The organism is Granulicella tundricola MP5ACTX9, assembly GCF_000178975.2.
In the GTDB taxonomy this organism is placed as follows: Bacteria; Acidobacteriota; Terriglobia; order Terriglobales; family Acidobacteriaceae; genus Edaphobacter; species Edaphobacter tundricola.
Genome location: NC_015064.1, coordinates 2,282,249 through 2,301,210, shown reverse-complemented (window position 1 = coordinate 2,301,210; position 18,962 = coordinate 2,282,249). Strand labels below are relative to the sequence as shown.

Annotated in this window: 28 protein-coding genes; 4 read left to right on the top strand and 24 right to left on the bottom strand. The window is 56.2% G+C overall.

Translation table 11 applies throughout. The features are described 5' to 3' along the window. Positions 1-31: 31 nt before the first annotated feature. From ACIX9_RS09850 to ACIX9_RS09775, 17 genes are all read right to left on the bottom strand, one after another. Positions 32-529, bottom strand: a complete 498-nt coding sequence (locus tag ACIX9_RS09850) for an HK97 gp10 family phage protein (protein WP_013580334.1) — start codon at positions 527-529, stop codon at positions 32-34. A 2-nt stretch (positions 530-531) separates the two neighbouring features. Next, positions 532-870: a UBA domain-containing protein gene (locus ACIX9_RS09845; protein WP_013580333.1), complete on the bottom strand. Its 339-nt coding sequence runs from the start codon at positions 868-870 to the stop codon at positions 532-534. A gap of 17 nt (positions 871-887) precedes the next feature. Continuing rightward, complete coding sequence (locus tag ACIX9_RS09840; protein WP_013580332.1) at positions 888-1,280, bottom strand: hypothetical protein; 393 nt, start codon at positions 1,278-1,280, stop codon at positions 888-890. Positions 1,281-1,282: 2 nt separating this feature from the next. Beyond that, positions 1,283-1,759 (bottom strand): hypothetical protein, encoded by a 477-nt coding sequence (locus ACIX9_RS09835; protein ID WP_013580331.1) that lies wholly within the window; start codon positions 1,757-1,759, stop codon positions 1,283-1,285. 116 nt (positions 1,760-1,875) lie between these two features. Continuing rightward, positions 1,876-2,244 (bottom strand): DUF3168 domain-containing protein, encoded by a 369-nt coding sequence (locus ACIX9_RS09830; RefSeq protein ID WP_013580330.1) that lies wholly within the window; start codon positions 2,242-2,244, stop codon positions 1,876-1,878. A gap of 2 nt (positions 2,245-2,246) precedes the next feature. After that, positions 2,247-2,597: a phage head closure protein gene (locus ACIX9_RS09825; RefSeq protein WP_013580329.1), complete on the bottom strand. Its 351-nt coding sequence runs from the start codon at positions 2,595-2,597 to the stop codon at positions 2,247-2,249. Next, positions 2,598-3,257 (bottom strand): head-tail connector protein, encoded by a 660-nt coding sequence (locus ACIX9_RS09820; RefSeq protein ID WP_013580328.1) that lies wholly within the window; start codon positions 3,255-3,257, stop codon positions 2,598-2,600. A gap of 9 nt (positions 3,258-3,266) precedes the next feature. After that, positions 3,267-3,473, bottom strand: a complete 207-nt coding sequence (locus tag ACIX9_RS09815) for a hypothetical protein (protein WP_013580327.1) — start codon at positions 3,471-3,473, stop codon at positions 3,267-3,269. 55 nt (positions 3,474-3,528) lie between these two features. Further along, positions 3,529-4,695 (bottom strand): phage major capsid protein, encoded by a 1,167-nt coding sequence (locus ACIX9_RS09810; protein ID WP_013580326.1) that lies wholly within the window; start codon positions 4,693-4,695, stop codon positions 3,529-3,531. A gap of 134 nt (positions 4,696-4,829) precedes the next feature. Then, positions 4,830-5,582: an HK97 family phage prohead protease gene (locus tag ACIX9_RS09805; RefSeq protein ID WP_013580325.1), complete on the bottom strand. Its 753-nt coding sequence runs from the start codon at positions 5,580-5,582 to the stop codon at positions 4,830-4,832. Further along, positions 5,572-6,918, bottom strand: coding sequence for a phage portal protein (locus ACIX9_RS09800; RefSeq protein ID WP_013580324.1), 1,347 nt, complete (start codon positions 6,916-6,918; stop codon positions 5,572-5,574). The genes ACIX9_RS09805 and ACIX9_RS09800 overlap by 11 nt, the downstream gene beginning before the upstream one ends. Further along, a complete protein-coding gene (locus ACIX9_RS09795; RefSeq protein ID WP_013580323.1) occupies positions 6,919-8,586 on the bottom strand; it encodes a terminase large subunit in 1,668 nt (555 codons plus the stop codon). Between the two features lie 10 nt (positions 8,587-8,596). Then, a complete protein-coding gene (locus ACIX9_RS23730) occupies positions 8,597-9,097 on the bottom strand; it encodes a phage terminase small subunit P27 family (protein ID WP_013580322.1) in 501 nt (166 codons plus the stop codon). A gap of 133 nt (positions 9,098-9,230) precedes the next feature. Then, complete coding sequence (locus tag ACIX9_RS27695; RefSeq protein ID WP_013580321.1) at positions 9,231-9,578, bottom strand: HNH endonuclease; 348 nt, start codon at positions 9,576-9,578, stop codon at positions 9,231-9,233. Positions 9,579-9,815: 237 nt separating this feature from the next. After that, positions 9,816-10,049, bottom strand: a complete 234-nt coding sequence (locus ACIX9_RS09780; protein WP_013580320.1) for a hypothetical protein — start codon at positions 10,047-10,049, stop codon at positions 9,816-9,818. Then, the gene (locus ACIX9_RS25735) at positions 10,040-10,279 is read right to left on the bottom strand and encodes a hypothetical protein (RefSeq protein WP_013580319.1); all 240 of its coding nucleotides are present in this window, start codon (positions 10,277-10,279) and stop codon (positions 10,040-10,042) included. Before ACIX9_RS25735 ends, ACIX9_RS09780 begins: the two co-directional genes overlap by 10 nt. Next, complete coding sequence (locus ACIX9_RS09775) at positions 10,272-10,745, bottom strand: RNA polymerase sigma factor (protein WP_013580318.1); 474 nt, start codon at positions 10,743-10,745, stop codon at positions 10,272-10,274. Before ACIX9_RS09775 ends, ACIX9_RS25735 begins: the two co-directional genes overlap by 8 nt. 205 nt (positions 10,746-10,950) lie before the next feature. On the opposite strand from ACIX9_RS09775, the gene ACIX9_RS09770 reads away from it, so the two are divergent. Genes ACIX9_RS09770 through ACIX9_RS09760 form a run of 3 tightly spaced genes read left to right on the top strand, consistent with a single transcriptional unit; the run spans position 10,951 to position 11,907 of the window. Continuing rightward, the gene (locus ACIX9_RS09770) at positions 10,951-11,373 is read left to right on the top strand and encodes a hypothetical protein (RefSeq protein WP_013580317.1); all 423 of its coding nucleotides are present in this window, start codon (positions 10,951-10,953) and stop codon (positions 11,371-11,373) included. Further along, positions 11,366-11,653: a hypothetical protein gene (locus ACIX9_RS09765; RefSeq protein WP_013580316.1), complete on the top strand. Its 288-nt coding sequence runs from the start codon at positions 11,366-11,368 to the stop codon at positions 11,651-11,653. Before ACIX9_RS09770 ends, ACIX9_RS09765 begins: the two co-directional genes overlap by 8 nt. Beyond that, on the top strand, positions 11,653-11,907 hold the full coding sequence (locus tag ACIX9_RS09760) for a hypothetical protein (protein ID WP_013580315.1): 255 nt from the start codon (positions 11,653-11,655) through the stop codon (positions 11,905-11,907). The genes ACIX9_RS09765 and ACIX9_RS09760 overlap by 1 nt, the downstream gene beginning before the upstream one ends. Positions 11,908-11,964: 57 nt before the next feature. Here the strand turns inward: ACIX9_RS09760 and ACIX9_RS23725 are convergent, their stop codons facing one another. From ACIX9_RS23725 to ACIX9_RS09725, 7 genes are all read right to left on the bottom strand, one after another. Beyond that, positions 11,965-12,888 carry a toll/interleukin-1 receptor domain-containing protein gene (locus tag ACIX9_RS23725; RefSeq protein ID WP_013580314.1) on the bottom strand — a complete coding sequence of 308 codons (924 nt, stop codon included), beginning with the start codon at positions 12,886-12,888 and terminating at the stop codon, positions 11,965-11,967. A 58-nt stretch (positions 12,889-12,946) separates the two neighbouring features. Next, entirely contained in the window at positions 12,947-13,909 is a 963-nt protein-coding gene (locus ACIX9_RS09750; protein WP_157477451.1) for a helix-turn-helix domain-containing protein, read from the bottom strand. A gap of 73 nt (positions 13,910-13,982) precedes the next feature. Then, positions 13,983-15,443: a DnaB-like helicase C-terminal domain-containing protein gene (locus tag ACIX9_RS09745; RefSeq protein ID WP_013580312.1), complete on the bottom strand. Its 1,461-nt coding sequence runs from the start codon at positions 15,441-15,443 to the stop codon at positions 13,983-13,985. Next, positions 15,443-15,658: a helix-turn-helix domain-containing protein gene (locus tag ACIX9_RS09740; RefSeq protein ID WP_013580311.1), complete on the bottom strand. Its 216-nt coding sequence runs from the start codon at positions 15,656-15,658 to the stop codon at positions 15,443-15,445. The genes ACIX9_RS09745 and ACIX9_RS09740 overlap by 1 nt, the downstream gene beginning before the upstream one ends. A gap of 78 nt (positions 15,659-15,736) precedes the next feature. After that, entirely contained in the window at positions 15,737-16,141 is a 405-nt protein-coding gene (locus ACIX9_RS09735; RefSeq protein WP_013580310.1) for a hypothetical protein, read from the bottom strand. A 447-nt stretch (positions 16,142-16,588) separates the two neighbouring features. Continuing rightward, positions 16,589-17,074: a hypothetical protein gene (locus tag ACIX9_RS09730; RefSeq protein WP_157477449.1), complete on the bottom strand. Its 486-nt coding sequence runs from the start codon at positions 17,072-17,074 to the stop codon at positions 16,589-16,591. Positions 17,075-17,201: 127 nt separating this feature from the next. Further along, positions 17,202-17,399 (bottom strand): hypothetical protein, encoded by a 198-nt coding sequence (locus ACIX9_RS09725; RefSeq protein WP_013580307.1) that lies wholly within the window; start codon positions 17,397-17,399, stop codon positions 17,202-17,204. Positions 17,400-17,730: 331 nt separating this feature from the next. On the opposite strand from ACIX9_RS09725, the gene ACIX9_RS09720 reads away from it, so the two are divergent. Continuing rightward, on the top strand, positions 17,731-18,486 hold the full coding sequence (locus ACIX9_RS09720; RefSeq protein ID WP_013580306.1) for a hypothetical protein: 756 nt from the start codon (positions 17,731-17,733) through the stop codon (positions 18,484-18,486). Positions 18,487-18,962: the final 476 nt, after the last annotated feature.

Here is an 18,962-nt window from a genome sequence, read left to right as displayed (position 1 = left end):
TGAATACCGAAGTCTGTTTGTGTGCTTGCGGTTATTGCTTCTTGACAGCAGCCTTTTGAATTTCCGCTACAAGCGTGTTGGAGATGGCCTCTACAACGGCTTCTCGGGATTCTTCATAACCAACGCGAATAAAACTGTGTTCGGCAACGAAGCCAACCTCTTTACCGGGGCCACGTGTCTTACCGTTCTTGAGCATTCGGGAGTAGCCACCACGCACTAGCCTGTGGCCGTACTCTAGCCACCGTGCAACGTGAGCGGTGTACTTCCCGGGGGCGACAGTGACATATGGGGTTCTACCGGAAGGCCGATGAACCTTGACCTCTATGTCGGCCTTGAGAGCGCCCTCGGGTAAGAGACCACCAGTCGTATCCTTTACAGGGGCGCGGTCAGAGATAGCGGCTTGCTCTATCAGAGCGCCAGCCTTGAGAGCTTTGAGGATGGCGTTGTCGGCTTCCTTCGTTGAGAGGGCTTCAAAGAGAGCTTTCACTTCGGCTATGCCCTTTATGTCTGCGCTGAAACCGTCTGCCATCGTTATCTCTGTGCGGGGAACATCATGCGAATCGTGTCTACGACAGCCGCTCGTTTGGCCTTCGTCATACGCGTGTTCGGCTGTTTGGTTGGGGCTTGCTTCAGGGCCAGAAGTGACGGCATGAAGTGAGCCGGGATCTGAAACTTCTCGAAATAGCTGCGGAAGCCTGTGTTGACAACCCAAGATGTGAGCTGCCCGAACATCAGTTCGGTATGGTTTCTTACTGTCTCGCGGTTATTTTGGTATCGCTTACAGAGGGCTTGGAATTGTCGTGGGGTCAGGTCGTAGAACTGCTCAGAAGAGAGGCCGAGTTCTAGCGTCGCCGTGACCCACCACGACATCCATAGTTCGGCTGAATCTAGTCCAGCTCCAGATCCAGCGGATTCTCTAAAGGGTCTGCCTTAGCATCCTTATCAGGCTCGACCATAGACAGGGCGAACGCATCGAACAGAGCTTGCTTGATGGCGGGGATGTCCCTCATGGTGATGAGGGTCGGAACTTCCAAAAGATTGAAGTCAGGCGTTTCAGTGATGAGTGCGGCATACAGGATGGCGGCCAGACTCTCTGCGCCAAGGTTGGCGAAGTCCAAAGCATGAAAGATGTTTATCTCGTGCCCTATCTTCTTGAGCGCAGCCTCAGCAGTGGCGAGGGCGGCGAACGTGAAGCAGAGATGATAGGTCTTACCCTTCAGCTTCAGCTCCACCTTCGGCAGAGTAGGGTCTAGTGCGGGGTTCTTCGCGACCTTCGCCATGATTAGGACCCCAGCACGCTGTTGTAGGAGTTGAGATCAACTGTGAAGGTGTACTCGGACACCTTGTCCAAGCTGACATCGAAGGAACCCGCCTCAGTGATGATTCCGCTAAACGTAATCAAGTCGCCCGTGGTCTGGCCGTTAACGGTGTTGGGTGGGATCTGAAACTTGAAGTCGTACGGTACGCGGGTGAGCTGCGCGGCATTGATAGCAAGCTGACCGGCATCGTTACCGACGCGGTTTGCCGTGAACGTCGCTGTGCCGAGATCGGTGATGGTCGCGACCTTCTGCTGAATACCGAGAGAAGCGAAGTTGGTGCTCATCGTGGTGGAAGTCTTGCGGCCGGATAGCTTTGCATCCTTCACCTCACCGATGGTGACGAAGACTTCAGAGCCACCAGCGCCGGTCGGACCGCCTATGCTGAGGATTGCGCCTGTTCCTGCTACCTGTGCTGCTGATGCTCCTGCTGCTAATGCCATGGGTGATGCTCCTGATATTGGTTGAAAGGGAGGGTTAGCCCCACGCAGACGCAGCTCTACCAAGGCCGGGAATGAGTCGGTCTGGGTTGGCGGGTCAGGTTGTGAGGTCGTGGGGGCTAGAGATTGCTGAAGACGTAGAACTCGGCCGTGGCGCGGCAGGTCTCAGAGATGTGGTCGAACATATCGCGGGAAAGCATGAACTGAATCACCACACCGTCTTGGGAATAGCCATTCAGGGCGGTGATGACCGCTGCTCTGAGTTCCCAAGCACTGAGGGCTTTCTGTGCCCAGCAGCTCACTTCAAACCGGTACCGCTGTGAGCCACGTGTACTGAAGGTGGGGGATGAGACCGTGCTGATGAAGAGGTAGGAGATTGCTGGGAAGCCGGTGTCTCTATCCAGAACCATCGGATTGATTCGGTCGCTGACAAGAGCGGTGACGGCTGGACTCGTGCTGAGGATGGTGTAGATGGTGGTCTCTACCATGCTTACCCCTCTCCGTTCAGCTCGTAGCACATGAAGATGAAGAGCTTGTTGGCCTGTTTGTCATTAAGGATGGCCTGAATCTCATAAAGGTGAACCACGCCGGTAGTTGGCTCTGTATAGACAATCCTCTGGTTCGGCTGGAAGACGACTGAGGATGTATAGCGGCAAGTGATGCGGTACGTGGTATTTCCTATGAACTCTGCCGTGGAGTAAATAAGCTGACTTTGTTGAACGTCTATCGACGCCCAACACTGGTAGGTAGTGTCCCAGAGGGTTGATTTCTGACCGGCTTGGTCTCTGGTCTCGGATTGGCTCTGAATCTGAATGCGTCTATTGAGGGTTCCGGCGTTCATTTACATGCCCCCATAGAAGCGATAAGGACTGAGCAGCGCGTCTACGCCAAGCGGGAGTATCTTCAGTGAAGCCACGGTGCTGGCTTCACGGTTCTCGTAGAGGTGCCCCAGGACAAGCAGGATGGCCGCTTTGATTGAGGCGGGGCAGGTGTTGACCTGAATGCCGTCTCCGTAGCTACCGGCGACAAAGGTGACTTTTACACTGCCGGGCATGTAGTAGTCCGAGGTGGGCCATGAGCCGGAGGGAGCGGGAACAATGCGGGCTGGCTGAGAAGACTTGTCTACGGAATAGAGACTTGGATCGAGGGTCTGCGTTACACCGAACGTGTCAACGTAGGTGATTGAGGTGACCGAAACGAGACGCGGCATGGGCAAGCGGAGTGCTGTGGCTTCCCAAAGGGCGGTGTAGTTCAAAGGGTTGCGGCGAGCCATAGGAATCGTGCTGCGCCAATCGCCATAGTTGAACTGATCAAGGCTCAGGACGTAGGTCTGATTGAAGATGGCGCGTTGCATCTTCTGCTCACTCATCTCACGAGCCGCACTGATGAATCCGGCGATAAGGCTGTCTTCGTCAGGGAAGTCCACCCTGAGATGTGCCTTTGCTTCAGCGAGAGACACGGGCTCGACTACCGGCGGAATTGTGAGTTGGTAATCGGGCACTGATGTTCCTTAGCGGGTTTCGTTGGGCTTGCGAACGGCTTTGTCGCGCTTCTCTTGCGGAGTGTGAGCAGCAACTTCAGGCTCACCTTCCTCGCGAGTGGCTAGCTTTGCGTTCACGTACTGCTCCGCGACATGATCGGGAAGCTCGTAGACGTGCTCAGCGGCATGGTGAATCCCAGCGCCGACGGCGGAGTGTGTCATCTTTACTTTTGTCATGGGAGTGGGGTGTAGGCGGCTGGCTATCTACGGCAAGCCAGCCGCCTACGGGTTGCTAGGCGTGGACGGTGAGTGCTATGACGGGGGCGATACCAGCGTTCATCGTGATTCCACCAACGCGTGAGCGGATGATGAAGCCCACCTCGTCGGTATCCGCATAACGCTCGTCGAGACGCTTGATCGTCGGCGCACCGTCTAGGCGAAGGGTATACGCCTTCTTGAAGTCACCAAAGAGGATCGCCTTATTACCAGCGGCCAGGGTCGGCATCGAATCATTGATGTAGATGGGACGACCGAAGATAGACGAGAACGGACCATTGGTCGGGTCGGTGTTGAAGATGCTCTGACCAGTCGTAGCGGTGAGGGCCATGAGCGCAGCGCGGGTGGCGGTGCTCATCATGAACGAACCGTTGCGGGCATAAGCGGCAGTCAGACCGCCGTACAGAGCAGCGATATCGGGATAGGTGATCACACCAGCAGCAGCCGAGGTCGTACCGGTTGCAGCTACAGCCAACAGACTGGCGATGTTGCTGCCGTCTCCTGCGGTTACGTAGTGCTCAAGAGAGTAGCCGTAGGTGTTCTGCCAAGCCTGAGTGAGCCATCCGCCGAGGTCAAACTCGGAGTCGTCAAGCATCTCATTGGAAATCTTGACCTCACCGCCGAGCTTATCCACGTTCAAGATCTGAGAAGTGAAGGCGGGATCAATCTCTGGGAACTGCGTTCCTTCGGCTACGACCGGCAGAATGGTACCGGTGTAGTTGATGAGGTTCATCTTCATCGGAGCGCCGTTCTTGTTGGTCGTGATGACGTTGACCGCATCAAGGACGGGTGCGTAATCCTTAAGAGCCTGTACCAGCACGGGTGAGAACATTTGCGGAATCGTGACGCCAGCGGACGCGGAACTGGTGGTTAGAAGGTCGCGGTACTCGGGTTCTACGCGGTCTCTGATCATGTATGAGCGGAGGGCATCAACGGCGCGGGTGCGCTGCTCATCCTTGCTCTGCTCACCAGTAGGGCGAGGAGCCGGTACGAAGGCACGCTGCTCGGCCTCATACGCTTCAACCTGCTTGAGAGTCGCGACGCGCTGCTCCAGCTCGCCGGCATCGGCAATCATCTTGTTGGCGGACTCAATCTGGTCTGCGGTGGGAGCATCGCTGCGGAGGATTACGGCAGCATCGGTCATCAGCTTATTGCGCTGTTCCTGAAGGGCGGGCATGGACATGGGTGTTCCTTGGTGGGGCGGGTGGGATAGGAGGGAGGGAGGTTGAACCGGAGAGGCCGGTGATTTTGGGCGCAATCCGGTTCAGCCGCTCGGGAGAGCAGCTTGGGGTTACAACCCGTCAGTGGAGGAGAGCTTTAGAGGGTGATCTGCATCTCTAGTAGCCGGAGGGCTAGGAGAGATCGCTTCTGGTGAAGTGTGCGGGACCGCTCGTCGTTGTCACAGGAACACTGGTCCAACGAGCAGCCATCAACCGAGCAGTTATTACAGGTTCCGGAAAGACACTCGGGACAGGTGCAGGGGCAAACGTTGTCGTCGTCGGCACCTTCATCAGCGGTTCGCTTTGCTACACGTGCCCGAACTTCAGGCGGGGCCGTACGCAATGAGGCGCTGGTGGATTCGTATGCGGGGAAGCTGACGATACTGATCTCGAAGAGGTCAAGGTCAAGCAGGGTACGTCTGTCGTTGCCGTTCCCGTCAGTCGTCCACGCATCGCTGACCACGCTGAAGCCAAACGAACAGGAGTCGATATCGCCACGACGCAGGCTTTCCGCGAGATCGTTGGCGACAGTCGTGTTCGGTAGGTTGCAGGTGAAGTGAAGACCCGTGTCGTCTGGGGCAAGGTTCAACGTCCCAGCCGTTGTGCGGCCGAGTAAGAACTCCTGCTTGTGGTCGCGGAGGCAGAGCACGTCGGGGTTGCCGGTGAGGGTGCGGTTTAGAGCGGTGGGAGCAACAACTTCAATGAACCCGCCCAGGTCTACGCTCTCAGAATTGAACACAATGGCATAGCCGGACACCGTATGGCCGCCTGTCGCATTGGTTTCAACGCGGACTTCCTTCAAAGGAGCCGTGCGGACCTCCATGGCTTCCAGTGGTGATTTAGGCTGCATTGGGTTCCTTTTCCGGTTCCTTTACCGGCTGTTGTTCAATGTTTTCTTCATCCGCCTGAGCCGGTAGCTGATCGGCATTCGCCATATTGACCGGATACAGGTACACATCAGCCTGCGGATCGGGGATGGTGTTCTCACGAAGCTTGCGGCGAATGTCGTTGGTGCTGTACCAACCCCACTGTTTGCCCATTGCGTATCCCTTCATCTGGGTCGCAAAGTCGCCACGAAGGCGCTCAGAGAGGTCAAACTCGGCAAAGTAGCTACCCGCCTTGCGGCCAACCTTGGGCATGAGCTTGCGGTTCAACTCGCATTCCAGCGTGGAGAGGATGGGTCGGAGCGTATCGGTCACGAAGCTGAGTGAAGTCTGCTCGTGGTTGTTATTTGAGAGCCTTGAAGTATCACCGGCCATGTTGGGCGGAACTCCGTACAGGGCACAGATCTCGGTTCGCTGCATAGCGCGTACCTGAATGAACTGAGAATCTTCAGGACTGAGGCTGAGCGCCTCATACTTCCAGTCGCCTTCGAGGACAGCCGTGCCGTTCTGGTTTGAACCGCCGTGGTTCGCTTGCCATGACTTCCTTGCTTGTTCTTTTTGCTCGGGTGTAATGTCGGCGGGAGCTATGAGCAAACCGCCAGGACGAGCGCCATTCCCGAAAAGTCTTGCGCCAGCTTTTTCAGCGGCACGAGCTAGGCCGAGACCCTCACGGGCTTGATGAATAGGAGACATGCCCTTGATGCCGTCCAAGCACATCAGAGCGAAGTGACAGACATCGGTAGCCGGTAGCGTCTTCCAGTTACCGGGTGCCTGACCCTGCTGAGTGCGGAAGGCGAGTATGCCGGAGTCTAGGCGGTAGGGTTCGGTGATGGTCGGCAGGAGAGGATATAGCTCAACCACCTGACCGGCATTGTTGCGGACGATCTGGCAGTAAGCATTCCCCGTCAGCATGAGGCCGGTAACGATGGTGGCCCAGAAGCGGTGCTTGTCCATCTCAGGATTCGGTTCCGTGCCGAGGATGTAATAGAGCGGGCTGGCGACAGCATCAGTGCTGCCGTTCTCAATCTTCTCTTTCAGTACAAGAGGCAGAGAAGCAATAGCCTGAGACAATACCCGGATACAGGCGTAAACCGTGATGATTCGCATGGCCGTGTCATTGCTAATGGCCTCACCGGATACAGTGCCGTCACCGCCGCCGAGTTCATACGCCCACTCGAAGCCCACACCACTCAGTGGCACAGAGGGCGTGTTGAGTGTGGGCTGCTGGCGGAGTTCCAGCGAGATTGGGTGGCCCTTGTCTCGGGTATCGAGCAGGGCGCGGATTGACGAGAATACTTCCATTTACCAGACTTCCACTGCCCACGCAGTCTTCTTGGGTTTGGCGACTTGGGCGCGACCCAGAGCCATGAGGGTGGCGTCTGTACCGTCCTTTTTCTTTTCGTAGCTGGCGCGGTCAGGTCTGATCACGTCGCCATTCAGATACTTCACAGTCGTGTTCGCGATACACCACGTCATGACAGGATTACCGTCGTGATGAAGCTGCTCTTGAAGAACGAGAGCCTCTAGTTCTTTCATGGGTTCCGACTGAAACTTCCACGTCTGGGGGACTTCTACCAGCGGCAACTTCTCTTCAAGCAGCTTGGCTACGAAGAGGTGAGCGTGAGCCGGGTCAAAGGCCCATTCCGCCACGTCATAGAGTTCGCGGTCTTTCTTGATTTGCTCGTGCAGTTCCTCAAAGGTATTGACCTCGCCGGGTACCGACTGAAGATAGCCGTTACCTTCCCACTGCCTGTAATGGCCGTTGGCGGGGTCGTCAATCTTTGCGGCTGGGAGGTAGAACCTTGGAAACAGATAGAAGTGAGGAATCCCATTGAGAACCCGGCGGAACAACAGAACGTAAGCCGTAAGGTCTATCTTGTTCGCGAGGTCGATACCAGCCCAACAGGTCTCACCTTTGAAGTTTTCAATGCTGAGGTTTTCGTCCTTACAGCGGGACCAACGATCCATGTCGATCCAGCCGACTGCGGAGGCACACCAGATGTTGAGGTGCTTCGTTTTCGTCGCTGTTTGAAGGCGGGGTGTCTGTATGGCCTTGTGGAGCTGAGATTGAAGGTATTCAAGCCCGACGCTCACACCGATATTTGGGTTCGCTTTGACGAGAGAAGATGGTTCCTTCCAATCGTCCTTATCGTCCAGGCCATAAATGAGGCCGAACAACTGATCGTCTTCCTTGATGCCTTCGAGGACATCTTGAAGCTCGTCTTGCATGAGCTTCGCGGGACCGGCTGTGTTGTACCCAGCAGTCGTGGTGACGAGGGTGAGCGGCTGAAGCCTAGCCCCCATACCGGTCTGCATTGTGCTCATCAGAATGTCGTTTGACCATTCGTGAGCTTCGTCCAGCAGGGCGCAACTTGGAGATGAACCGTCAGGTGGCTGACCGATGACAGCCGACATACGAGATTCGGAAGCCGGAAAGACAATGGCGCTGGCGAGGTTCTTCGCGCCGAAGGTTTGAAGCCCCGCGCACTTGCGTATGATCTGCTGTGCTGGTTTGAAGACATACTCTGCCTGGGGAAGCGTCGTGGCTCCGCAGTAGACCTCGGCCTGTTGCTCACCGTCGAACATGAGCATCCACAGACCGATGACGGCTGATAGAAAGCTCTTTCCGTTCTTACGAGGAACGTAAAGATACACCGTGCGGAACCGGCGAAGGCCGTTGGTCTTATGTACCCAGCCGAATGTGCACGCAAGTAGAAAGCACTGCCAAGGCTGGAGTTTGAGGTTCTTTCCCTTAGCAGCGAAGCGACCACCGAGAGGCAGCATCTCAGCGAAAGCGCAAACCTTATTGGCCTTGAGTGCGCTGAACTTGTAGAGATACTCAGAAGATTGAATGCGGTCTAGGTCAAATAGGTGACGCTGACAAGCGAGCCTGATCCAGCGACAAGCCAGAATCTTGCCCGTGACTACGTCCTGCGCATACTGATGAGCGAGGGCGGCGTAGTCGGTCACGGGATGGGTCCTAGTTGATGGCGGCGGGGTCCTCTTCGGTCATGGCGAAGATGGCGGAGAAAGGATTGGCGGCCTGTTTGGGTGATGCGGAGATCTTGGCGCGGTCTACCGGGTTCAGTCCCAGCAAGGAACCGGCTCGCAGCATCTGTTGCTGAGCGGAAGCGGCGACCAATAACGCCGGGTGCTTGACCATCTTGGTCTGGCCCTGGCTGCCCATCACCTGAATGACGGTGCCTTCTCTGGTGACCTGCTTCTCAGCGGCCATCCATCGGGAATAGGCGATTGCGTATGAGGCGACCACACCGACGTCAGTTGAACGCAGTAGTTCAAGGTCTGAGAGGGCAGCGACGATTCGCTTGTACTCGGCCTTCGCTCCGGCATCGAGCCAGGAAGGCGGTTTTCCGATCTCACCGGCTGCGCTGAAATCCATCTCTGGTGCGTGCTTGCGGTGGCCGGGGTTGCCGTGGGCTTCGTGTACGGCGGAAGGTAGTCGTTTGCGTCCTGCTGGCATGGTGGAGGGTGACTCTGTTGCTAAAAATTGGGAAACGTTCCGCGTGCAGATAAATCGCGTTGGGTGACGGTTGGCTTCTCTCTCGATGTCTACGCATTTCATGCCCCCACCCACCACTTTTAAGTGGTTGATCTCATGGGGTTTCTTTTGCGGTCTTGAGGGCGTGACAAGCGCGACACAAACTCTGGGTGTTGCTGAGGTCAAGCCTGAGCTGAGGAGCGCTGGTGATGGGACGGATGTGGTCAACGTCCAACGCCGGAGTCACGCGACCGGCTAGCAGGCAATGCTGACAAAGGTACGAGTCCCGCTTGAGAGCGAGTCGGCGGACCTTAGACCATGCATGGTCATAGCCACGGGTGGTGGCTGAGCCACGCCATCGGTCGTGTGCCTTCGTTGCATCTTGATGAACGGCACAGTAGCCACTGGAGACAAGCTCAGGACAACCGGGTTTGTTGCACGGTCGCTTTGCTCGTTCAGCCATAGGTTGTGTCTTCGGATATCGGGAGACTGGATCACCTCCTCTGTGTTGCGGGTCAGGTGAGGCCGTATAGGTGAAAGAGCCACCACACAAGGAACACACCGAAGGTCATCAGGAGTGTGGTGCTTGTCCTGTTGGTGTCTGGCATAGAAGGAGACAGAGCCGCGTCTACTGAGGAGGAGGGCAGTACACACGGCTCTTGAGGCGCAGTGGAGAGGACCGCGCACAGGTGGGACGTCGTCAGGCGATGCGTTCTAACTCATCGCGGAAAGGTTTGACCAAGTCTGCCCAGCAAATCGTCTTTGGCTTGATCTGGATCAGCTTTGTCTTAGCGTGCTTGAGATTGTGTCTGATGGCGGTGGCTTCAGCGAACAGCATGAGAGCCTCGCCGTTGCGTGCAGCGTTGCGCGGTACAGCAATCTCTTCGCCGCATATGTCGCAGGTGAGGCAGTATGGCGTGACGACTAGTGCCATGCTTCTACCTCCTGGCTTGTGGCGGCGCGGATAATGAAGCGAGGTCGCCACTCTTCGACAAGTGCCTTCGCGTCGGGATCACCGACGGCGTTTGCAAAGATGACGTGGGCGTTCATGGAGAGACTGAGAGGATGCGGTGCTTCTAAGAGCGGGGAACCGTCAGCAGCATTGTCGCCCTTACTTATATAACGTCTCTCGTTCGCTGTTTTGACGAATGATGTATTAGCCATTGCTGTTCATCTCCTCGCTCAGCTTCGTGAGTTGGTTCTTTGCCGTGCGCACGCTAATGTCGAGAAGGTCTGCGGCTTCTTTCAACGTGTAGCCGTTCAGGAGATGACTGACGAGAGGACCACCCTTCTCGCGCATCTCCTGTTGCTGTTCTAGGGTGAACGGTGATTCGGGGTACAGTTCGGCGGCCTCTTCATTGAGTGCGCGAGTTCTCGCCTTGCGGTGATAGTCGCGAATCTTGTTCCTCACAATGCGTGTAAACCACGCAGCGAAGACGCGGTCGGGCGGGAGCATGTTGAAGTTGGTCCATGCTTTGTGCGTCGCGTCGGCTACGATCTCATGCCGGTCGGGGTTGTTGGCTCCGACGAGCTGTTTGGCATAGGTGCGACAGGCTTCACACAAGAGATGACCCCGAGTGTGGTCGCTCTTGTAGAGGCTGTAGTGAAGATTGAGTTCGGTGAATGTCATTCGGTAAGTCCTTTCAATACTGGCTTCCGAAGTTTGCAAACTGTCTCTTAGTTAGCGTTCTTCTGCCTCTTCGTTAGCGAACTCTGACAAGAGGAAAGAGAAGTCCTGGCGATTAGCAGAAAGGTGTTTACTTTTCTCTACGACTCCGTAGGGTTTTTCAAAGCCAGTGGACACCCACTGAGTTTTGTAACACCGGAGAGCACAAATGACGAACACCAGCGCAATCGTAGAAACCTTCCTCACGCAGATGGGCGAGCAGGCCACCGTACTCGTAAACCGTATCGCTGAGCTGGATACAGAGAAGGCAACACTTCAGGGCGAGCTGACGAAGATCAATCACGCCTTGGCGGTTTGGAACGGGAAAGAGACGCCGGATGGTAAGAGCGCACCCGGTACACGCAAGAAGATGTCCGAGGCGGGACGTGCCAATATAGCCGCAGCTCTTCAGGCACGTAGCGCACGTCTACGCGCAGAGAAGGAAGCGGCTGGGGGTAAGGACGCCGAAGCGGTTGCGGTTCCTTCCGCAGCAGAGGAGAAGCAGAGCGAGCCTGTTCAGGAAGCCACTCCGACCCCCAAGTCCACACCGGCGAAGAAGGCGGCGGCGAAGGGCGGTAAAGCTGATGCCTAACTTTCAGTGTGGGCGTTTGGTGGCGACACCGGCGGCATTATCAGCGATAGAGGGGAGCGGGGATAACCTGCTCCTCTTCCTTCGTCGGCACCTAAGTGGTGATTGGGGCGACCTCGGCGCTGACGATAAGCGGATGAACGACGCGGCTCTCAAGGACGGCTCTCGGCTACTGAGCCGTTATGACCTGAAAGACGGCAAGCCGATCTACATCATCACGGAGGCCGAAGGCGACAACGGCAACCGGGAGTCAACGTGTGTTTTGTTGCGGGAGGAATACTGATGACCCTACTAACGGCTTTACAAGAGCGGCATGACGAGGTGGTCGAGCGGCTGACGGTCGAGTTCGTTCGGCTGGGTACAGAGGCGGCGGTCAGGGAGTGGGTCTTTCAGGACGACGGACCGGTTGAGCTGGTCGCTGATATGACCGGGCTGGGGCTGACTGACGCAGATGCTGAGGCGGTGTTCGTGCTGCTGGATGACCTCTGCCGTTTGGCGGCGGGTCGGGCTGGATTCTTGGAGTGGCTGAAAGACTGAAGACTGTAAGACCTGAAACGACGAAAGGCGACTCCGATGTTCTGGGGTCGCCTTACTTCATCCCACAAGCTCTTTCATCAAACTAGTGAGCGTTCTAATCTGCCCGTTCACTATGAGCCGTGATTCACCTTCGTCATCCTGTTTCCAAATCTCAGAAGGCACCGCAAAGCCGCGTTCTCGGAGCAGCTTCACAACGTTTGCCTGGATAACTGCTAGACTCTGCGGCCCGGTTCCAACAGACTTCGCCGGTGTTTGCTCCCAAAGCGCTAGTCTTTTTTGTAGGTCATGTTCACGTGCTTTCAACCGGGCGATTTCGACGCTGTATTGTTCTTCTTCGTAACGTCTTTCCAGCGCTCTGCTCTCTAACGTCACGATCGTCCGTTCGCTTACAGCAACAATCTGGTTGAGTAACAACTGAGAGCTCTGCTCCTGCCGGCGGGCCAGCGTCAACAACTCCTGCATAATTTCGTCTTGACTGCGTTCAGGTGCATCGGCGGACGCTTGTTTGGTGACCTGATCAAGTTCCCCTTGCAGAGTCGGCCAGATGGCGTTGAAGGTCAAGCTAATCGTGGACTCTGGAACGGCGTTACCGGCAGCAGCTCCGTTGATATCCACCACAAGCTTCCAGATATCGTCCCGCTCTGTTCCCACACTTTGAAACTGACTGAGCGGACCGGTGATGTCTGTAGCCTTCATGCCGATCCTCAATACCATCGCCCGTCCCACGGTGGTGAGCTTTGAGACCGCGCCAGCTTCAAATAAGATCCAAGGTTCATTCTGGTTTTCGGCTGTCACGCAGATGACGCCGATGTTCGCGGCTTCAAGGTTGGCGGCGATTTCGCTACTCCATCGAGCGCCGGTGCTGATCTCCTTTGATGAGAGCCAAGGATCTACGGTGTTGTTTAAGCTCGGAAGGTACTTCTTCAAGAGTTCAGCAACAGCGCGGCTCTTGGGGCCGGACCAACTCAGGAAAACTCGCATTGTGACACTTTATCCCAAGGTGAAGCTTCAGTGGTTCACCTTTTATCTGGGTCGAACTTTACGCCGCCCTGCTACGAACGACGTTCTGGCAGCCGCAGGGCATATCCTCTCCGAGCGTCTTGCTGAAGAAGGTGCCTTTACCCTCGCAGCGGGGGCAGGGGGCTGAGCCAGCCGTCGGAGGCGCGGGGCTAGGGGGCTTGCGCTGGCGGGGGCGGGCGGCTACGGCCTGGTCTTCAATGCTGCTCAGGGAGCTAGCGAAGTAGTTTACGGGGTGGGCCGCTGCTTTCAGCTTGGGACCCCAGAAGCTGTCTGCTTTACTGAACGCAACAAAGGAGAGGAGTTGGCTCAGGCTGCGGGCAGCAAGCAGCCCTTGGGCCTTGGCCTGATTTTTGGCTGAATGAACGGGAGCCTTATCTGCGGCGGTATAAAGAGCTTCAATCAGGGAATGGATATCAGACTGTTGTACAGAATAAGAAATGGGTTGTTGTCCTTGTTCCTGATCAGCCAAGCCAGCCACCCCAGCCACCCGCCCCGAAGGGGCTGCCGTAGTGGTTGTTTGTTCTTTGTTTTTAAGTCTTAAGTCTTGAACAGGCACGGTCTCAGCACGGTCTCGGTACGGTGTCAGCACGGTCTCAGCACGGTCACCTGACCCGCCTGACTCTAAACCCCTGGCCTCTACGTCACTTGAGAGAGTTTCTTCAGTACGGCAAAACCCACATTCCATGACCGGCCTCACAGGGTCCGACGACAGTGCCGCATTCACCCGTCTACCAGCATTCGAGCCAACCGTAACCTCATACTTGTCGATGAAGACCGGGTAGTTTCCATGCTTACCCGCTATGTGCTTCCGCTTGATATAACCCTTCTTCTCCAGCGCCATGAGCGCATCCTGCACGGTGCGCTTCACCAACTGACCACCGCTGTAGGCGACCAGCTTCTCCGCGCTCGCCGAAGCTACCCCAGTCTTCGCGTCCGCCATGAGCACCAGCAGGTGGTGAATCAAGAACTGCGTTGGGGTCAATCGCCCGTCCGCTAAATGCTCCAGAACCGCTCTACGAGCTTTTACAAATCCGCTTCCATCTCCAAACATTGCCTTATACCTCGTCCAAAATGTCATCTAGGGTTATCTCGTTATGGGCAATCCGGTCGGTATGTATCCAACCGGCACAGGTCTGCTTGTACGGCACCTGCCCCCAGTAAATGCCGTCGCGGCTCTTGACGCAGGAGATAACACCCTCCAGATTTCCCTGAGGGTCGTGGTCGCCGTAAGTGAACGTGCCGACGAGCTGAGTGCAGCTCCGAGACATTTCCTTTACGTCGTTCACACCCGACAAGTCCCACCTGCCTTCATGATCTTCAGCGAACTTCTTGCCTGCTTCGTTGCCCTGAATCGGGCTGATGATGACCATAGGGTGACCGCTCAGCGTGCGGTGAGTAAGCCCAAACCGACGCACGTCCTTGATCATGCGCGTCATCTGGGAGCGGGTGTCCTCTCCGCGTGTGCTACGGGATTCGAGCATCTGCAGATAGTCAATGAACAGCACATCCAACTGATGCCGAGACGAGTGCAGCTCTACCAAGTGCTTTAGCGACTCCCAGGTTGAATCAGACGGCTGCAGGATGGTGATGCGCCCGGAGACCGTATCTGCGAAGTCTTGGGCGATGAGATCCAAGGCTTTGCGCTCTACCGGCAACAACGCACCAGTCAGGAACCGCTCGTAGCTGATGGCGTCGAACTCGCCGCCCCACTTCGGGTGATGGCAGTGAAGCAACAGATACTTGTCGCGTTCGACCTCAGCGTCGTTCTCCAGACTGATGACGAGGATGTTTTTGTCAGCCATAGCCGCCATCTGGTAAACAATGAAGCGACCCAGCGTGCTCTTACCACCGCCGGAGTAGCCCAAAATCCCACAGAGATCTCCCGGATAGAGCGGCAATGCGTCTATGCCGCTCGGCAAGTGACCCCGAGACTTGAGGTAGTCGTATCGCTCGCCTAGCTCGCCCGCTTCCTTCTGCACGATGATAGGCTGCACCACACCGGTACGATCTATCAGGATGCCCTCCTCAAGCTTGTCCATGATGTAGTTCAGAGCGCCTTTCGGACCTTCGTACCGACGGCCAAGGCGTTTATCTTCCTTCGCCGTACCCCCGTTGATCATGACGGCCTGACGCAGATATAGGCCGAGCTTGGCTCGTTCAAAGGCCACAATCTTCGCAGCCAGCACGGGTCCCATGCCGAGGGCATCGTGTGGGACCAGCTCAGAACGAATCTCGCGGTAGTTGTTGATCAATGCAACGACCTCCGCGGACTTGTCCAACAGAGCCACCGCATCGTTGACGGAGTCAAGGGTGGGAAGCGAGTGCTGCTTGTAAGCGAAATCCCAGACTATCCCCACGAGCGTCAACTCATCGTTGACGCAGCAAGCGCGGAGGTTGATCAGGTTGTTGCCTGCCCAAGCCACCACACCAGCGGCACGATCCTTCTCCGCCTCCGAGTGGTCATGGCGCAGCAGGCAGTGAAAGAGGTGGGCGAACTCAAGGCTGAAGTCGTCCATTACTTCACCTCCTGATGACGATGACCTTCAAGCCAAGCATGGAATTCCTGCTTGGGGATACGGGTGAGGCTATCCGCGTCGGGTACATGGATTGAAGGGATGATGCCCTTGCGGCAGTATCCGACAACGGTCTGGGTGGCGAGCTGTAGCATTGTGGCTACTTCGCTCGGGCGGTAAAACTCAATCTGAGGGGCGGGGTGTTTAGCTTCGGGCATGGCTTGAGTCCTTTGGGTTGGTTCAACGCTTAGTACTGCGCTTACCCTGGGTTGCGTAGTTTCTTTTTGGGGAAGTAGTTAGCGTTTGGCGTTCTGCCTGAAACCCTTGAACGGAAGCCCCCCATAGAGGTTGAAAGATGCGTTCACCCAACCTCCAAATTCCTCGACTGGCTCCCACCGGAAGTCAGCCCGTAGGGGACGGGGCACCTTCTGCTTTTTCACATACGAGCGGAAATCAGACTCCGTCAGCTCCATGAACTTACCGTGGTAAAGGGCGAACTCCATGACCTTGCCGACCATGCCCAGCCGAAAAAGGCCCTCTTCGGCGGCGGGCGAGAAGACTACCGAACGAGGTAACAACTCTTTCTCAACCCAACTCACCGTGTACGGAAACTCGCGGGTAGCGTCTATGCCGATAGCCTGAGCCATCCAGATTTTGCCGAATGCTTTCGGGCGTTCAATTTGTAACTTTGGAAACTCCATGTTGTGACCTCTCCTTGCCTCCGGCTTTTGCCGGATGGCATAACCTCGGGACCGGCAGTTTGAAAACTTGCTTAACTAGCGTTCTGGGATCGAAGTTTCTGTGAATCTTGCCCTGCCCTACGACCGCCCTACAGACACCCCACGCGTGGGGCACGCGACGGGTACCGGTAGGGCAAGGTATGGCTGGCATCCGGCTGAAACCGCAAAATGCCCTATAAACGGGGTGCCCCACGGAAGCCCCAGGCGTGGGGCGTAGAACCCGACGGACGCCCCACTTAAGTAGTAGGTATAAGCAATAAGGAATAGGTAGTAGGTCTCGTGGGCTAGCCCACTATGACCTCGCGCCCCTTGCTCGGCGCACTCCGCAATTGCGATTACCAAAAGCAAAAGCGGGAGCGAGAAGAGCATAAGCAACAGCTACCCCCGCCCCCGCCAAGCTTCCGCCGTCTATCCTGCGGCTACGGCACCATCCTTGCCCGTGAGCTTCAGAGCGGTCATCAAGCGATCCGTCGACTTGCGAAGGTTGGTGATCGACGCATCAAGCTTCAACACGTTCCCGGCCAGTGAACCGACCGCCGAGCCACCAGGGCAGGGCAAGTCGCCGTTGATCGAGGACTCCTCCGCCATCTCCGCCACAAAGTCAATGAACTCGGGAAGAAGGTCCGCCAGACTCTTGCAGAGGGTGATGGTGTGGAAGGGGTGATCTTCATCGCAAAACGTGACGTGCGCCCAAACCTGGCCATCCTTATGGATTACAAACTCCAAGTTGTCACCGAAGGCATCATGCTCAAGAGAGGTGGCAGTAAGATCACCGGGGGAAGTCACAATAGCGGGACCGGACAGCGAGCGCAACTTCTTCACGAGGAGCGCAGAGCTGGAGAAAGAGGACAAGCGAGGAAAGTTCTGGTTGGTTACAGCGGGATGATTTGACATGGTGTTGGAGTCCTTTTCGGGTTCGATCCCCGCACCGGCCACAAGACGAAGCTCTCTCATGACCGGCGCGAGGACGGGTTGATGGTGAACGACAAGATGGACGGGAAGCTAGTGAGCCGACCTCCAGCTAGTTGCTGTTGGCGAGATCATGGGTCGCTATGCTCTCGACCTCGAAATCGTGAAAGTCGGCGGTGAACTCAGGATCGTGCTTGGGATAGTCCTTGACGAGGAGATGGCCCCACTTGCGTAAGAAGCGGTCGGTGGCAAGCTCGAAGCGGTCTTCTGCTTCCTCGCTTACGGTGGGAAATGGGGTGGGTGCTGCCATGGTGTCCTTTCCGGTTGATGTTGCGTTGGGAGTGAGGGGCTGGCTGAAGAGCCCCAGTGATAAGCGAAGAACGGTTGTCAAAGATTGGTTATGCCGCTCAGGTCTCGCTTGGAGTTGTGCGGTTGATGATGCGTTCCGGGTTTCGGAGCGAGTTGGGTCGTTCGCTCCACGCGGGGCGTTTTAGTGATTCGGGCACATTTACTTTGTTTCAGCCGTACTGAGCGGTCCGTGCAGCCACTCGACTTCCTAAGATTAGGGCCGTCTTAGCCCTTGTAAGTTTCGAGTCCAAACGTGCTGGCCTTCCTCTCTGAAACCGTGTAAGTATCTTGGTATGGCATCTGTGACTGTGACTGGATTGCGAAGCATACTGATTAGCCTCGCCAACTCGTGGGACCTCCGTCACCCAAGTGAGTCCAAACATCAGCAGGCACTCTGTGACTGTGCCAAGCTCTTCACAGATCCCGCTTTCGAACAGCAGCCTGGAGACACTGAACAACAGAGCGAAACGCGAGAGAGTGAACGACTTCAAGTTTTTAGAGTGTTGGAAGAGTACGGTGGGAGCTTTGGCGGACCGTATCAAGAAGCCCGCAGCGAAGCACCTACAACTTACATACATGCCTACACAGCATTCGTCCGGGCCTGTCTCTTGAGGCCGTGGAAGTCTGCCATATCAGAACGCGAAGAAGTGTTCACCGAGGTTCGTGGTCATCTTTGGGCGAACGCGCTCGGTAGAGGTCGCTGGGATGAACTCCCAAAGGACCACCTACTCAGAAAGCTGCTGGAAAGATTTCAAGTCGACCTCCCTCTGCTCAGGGTGTGTGCCAATCCAGCCTGCCGAAGAACGAGGAGACTGTTCATCGCTACTAAGGAGGCGAGAGTGTATTGCGGCACAGACTGCGCTGCTGAGGGGGAGAGCCTTCGATTGAAGAAAGTTGTGCGGAAGGGTAGAACTCAAGCGGCGGGTGAGACAAACAAAGGGCCAAAGTCGGTTGAGGGGAGAGCCAGGATTGCGGCAGCCCAAAGAAAGCGCCACGCCGAGAAGAGAGCTAAGACGAAAAAGAGGCCCAACATCTATCTGAATGGTTAAGCTAGCTACTTTGGGCGAGCCGAGGGAGATGGTGAACGGATTCCTTCGAAGATCTATCTGCGGTCTGAGGTTGAAGAGTAGCGCCAGCGTTCCTCAGATAGCCGCCTACCCAGGCACGCGGATCGAACGCGCTCGGGTGCGCGTTTCTGCGTTTGGCCGACCGGCGGCAAACGACCCAGAACCCGTACTATCGCCGTACTAAACCGTACTACTTTTAGTCATTTCAATATGAGAAAATAGCCTACAACGTAGCAGGTGGTTCAAAACGGAAAGAACGCATAACCCGCTCTATCATTGCTTTTTGACTACAGGGTAGCGCTTTTTGAACCGTCTGAAATGCTGTAGGGTTCAAGTCCCCCCTCGGGCACCACATCATGATCCTGACGTATGTGAAACGCCTCGGCTACCTTCTGCTTTTCAGACACCCATGAAGAGATTCAGGCGAATAAGAGAAGACCTATTTCACAGGCAATCTG

What these genes read in the sequence shown, in the direction of transcription:
- ACIX9_RS09850 (WP_013580334.1), bottom strand. Translation starts at nt 529, where the DNA reads ATGGCAGACGGTTTCAGCGCAGACATAAAGGGCATAGCCGAAGTGAAA.
- ACIX9_RS09845 (WP_013580333.1), bottom strand. Translation starts at nt 870, where the DNA reads ATGTCGTGGTGGGTCACGGCGACGCTAGAACTCGGCCTCTCTTCTGAG.
- ACIX9_RS09840 (WP_013580332.1), bottom strand. Translation starts at nt 1,280, where the DNA reads ATGGCGAAGGTCGCGAAGAACCCCGCACTAGACCCTACTCTGCCGAAG.
- ACIX9_RS09835 (WP_013580331.1), bottom strand. Translation starts at nt 1,759, where the DNA reads ATGGCATTAGCAGCAGGAGCATCAGCAGCACAGGTAGCAGGAACAGGC.
- ACIX9_RS09830 (WP_013580330.1), bottom strand. Translation starts at nt 2,244, where the DNA reads ATGGTAGAGACCACCATCTACACCATCCTCAGCACGAGTCCAGCCGTC.
- ACIX9_RS09825 (WP_013580329.1), bottom strand. Translation starts at nt 2,597, where the DNA reads ATGAACGCCGGAACCCTCAATAGACGCATTCAGATTCAGAGCCAATCC.
- ACIX9_RS09815 (WP_013580327.1), bottom strand. Translation starts at nt 3,473, where the DNA reads ATGACAAAAGTAAAGATGACACACTCCGCCGTCGGCGCTGGGATTCAC.
- ACIX9_RS09810 (WP_013580326.1), bottom strand. Translation starts at nt 4,695, where the DNA reads ATGTCCATGCCCGCCCTTCAGGAACAGCGCAATAAGCTGATGACCGAT.
- ACIX9_RS09805 (WP_013580325.1), bottom strand. Translation starts at nt 5,582, where the DNA reads ATGCAGCCTAAATCACCACTGGAAGCCATGGAGGTCCGCACGGCTCCT.
- ACIX9_RS09800 (WP_013580324.1), bottom strand. Translation starts at nt 6,918, where the DNA reads ATGGAAGTATTCTCGTCAATCCGCGCCCTGCTCGATACCCGAGACAAG.
- ACIX9_RS23730 (WP_013580322.1), bottom strand. Translation starts at nt 9,097, where the DNA reads ATGCCAGCAGGACGCAAACGACTACCTTCCGCCGTACACGAAGCCCAC.
- ACIX9_RS27695 (WP_013580321.1), bottom strand. Translation starts at nt 9,578, where the DNA reads ATGGCTGAACGAGCAAAGCGACCGTGCAACAAACCCGGTTGTCCTGAG.
- ACIX9_RS09780 (WP_013580320.1), bottom strand. Translation starts at nt 10,049, where the DNA reads ATGGCACTAGTCGTCACGCCATACTGCCTCACCTGCGACATATGCGGC.
- ACIX9_RS25735 (WP_013580319.1), bottom strand. Translation starts at nt 10,279, where the DNA reads ATGGCTAATACATCATTCGTCAAAACAGCGAACGAGAGACGTTATATA.
- ACIX9_RS09775 (WP_013580318.1), bottom strand. Translation starts at nt 10,745, where the DNA reads ATGACATTCACCGAACTCAATCTTCACTACAGCCTCTACAAGAGCGAC.
- ACIX9_RS09770 (WP_013580317.1), top strand. Translation starts at nt 10,951, where the DNA reads ATGACGAACACCAGCGCAATCGTAGAAACCTTCCTCACGCAGATGGGC.
- ACIX9_RS09765 (WP_013580316.1), top strand. Translation starts at nt 11,366, where the DNA reads ATGCCTAACTTTCAGTGTGGGCGTTTGGTGGCGACACCGGCGGCATTA.
- ACIX9_RS09760 (WP_013580315.1), top strand. Translation starts at nt 11,653, where the DNA reads ATGACCCTACTAACGGCTTTACAAGAGCGGCATGACGAGGTGGTCGAG.
- ACIX9_RS23725 (WP_013580314.1), bottom strand. Translation starts at nt 12,888, where the DNA reads ATGCGAGTTTTCCTGAGTTGGTCCGGCCCCAAGAGCCGCGCTGTTGCT.
- ACIX9_RS09745 (WP_013580312.1), bottom strand. Translation starts at nt 15,443, where the DNA reads ATGGACGACTTCAGCCTTGAGTTCGCCCACCTCTTTCACTGCCTGCTG.
- ACIX9_RS09740 (WP_013580311.1), bottom strand. Translation starts at nt 15,658, where the DNA reads ATGCCCGAAGCTAAACACCCCGCCCCTCAGATTGAGTTTTACCGCCCG.
- ACIX9_RS09735 (WP_013580310.1), bottom strand. Translation starts at nt 16,141, where the DNA reads ATGGAGTTTCCAAAGTTACAAATTGAACGCCCGAAAGCATTCGGCAAA.
- ACIX9_RS09730 (WP_157477449.1), bottom strand. Translation starts at nt 17,074, where the DNA reads ATGTCAAATCATCCCGCTGTAACCAACCAGAACTTTCCTCGCTTGTCC.
- ACIX9_RS09725 (WP_013580307.1), bottom strand. Translation starts at nt 17,399, where the DNA reads ATGGCAGCACCCACCCCATTTCCCACCGTAAGCGAGGAAGCAGAAGAC.
- ACIX9_RS09720 (WP_013580306.1), top strand. Translation starts at nt 17,731, where the DNA reads ATGGCATCTGTGACTGTGACTGGATTGCGAAGCATACTGATTAGCCTC.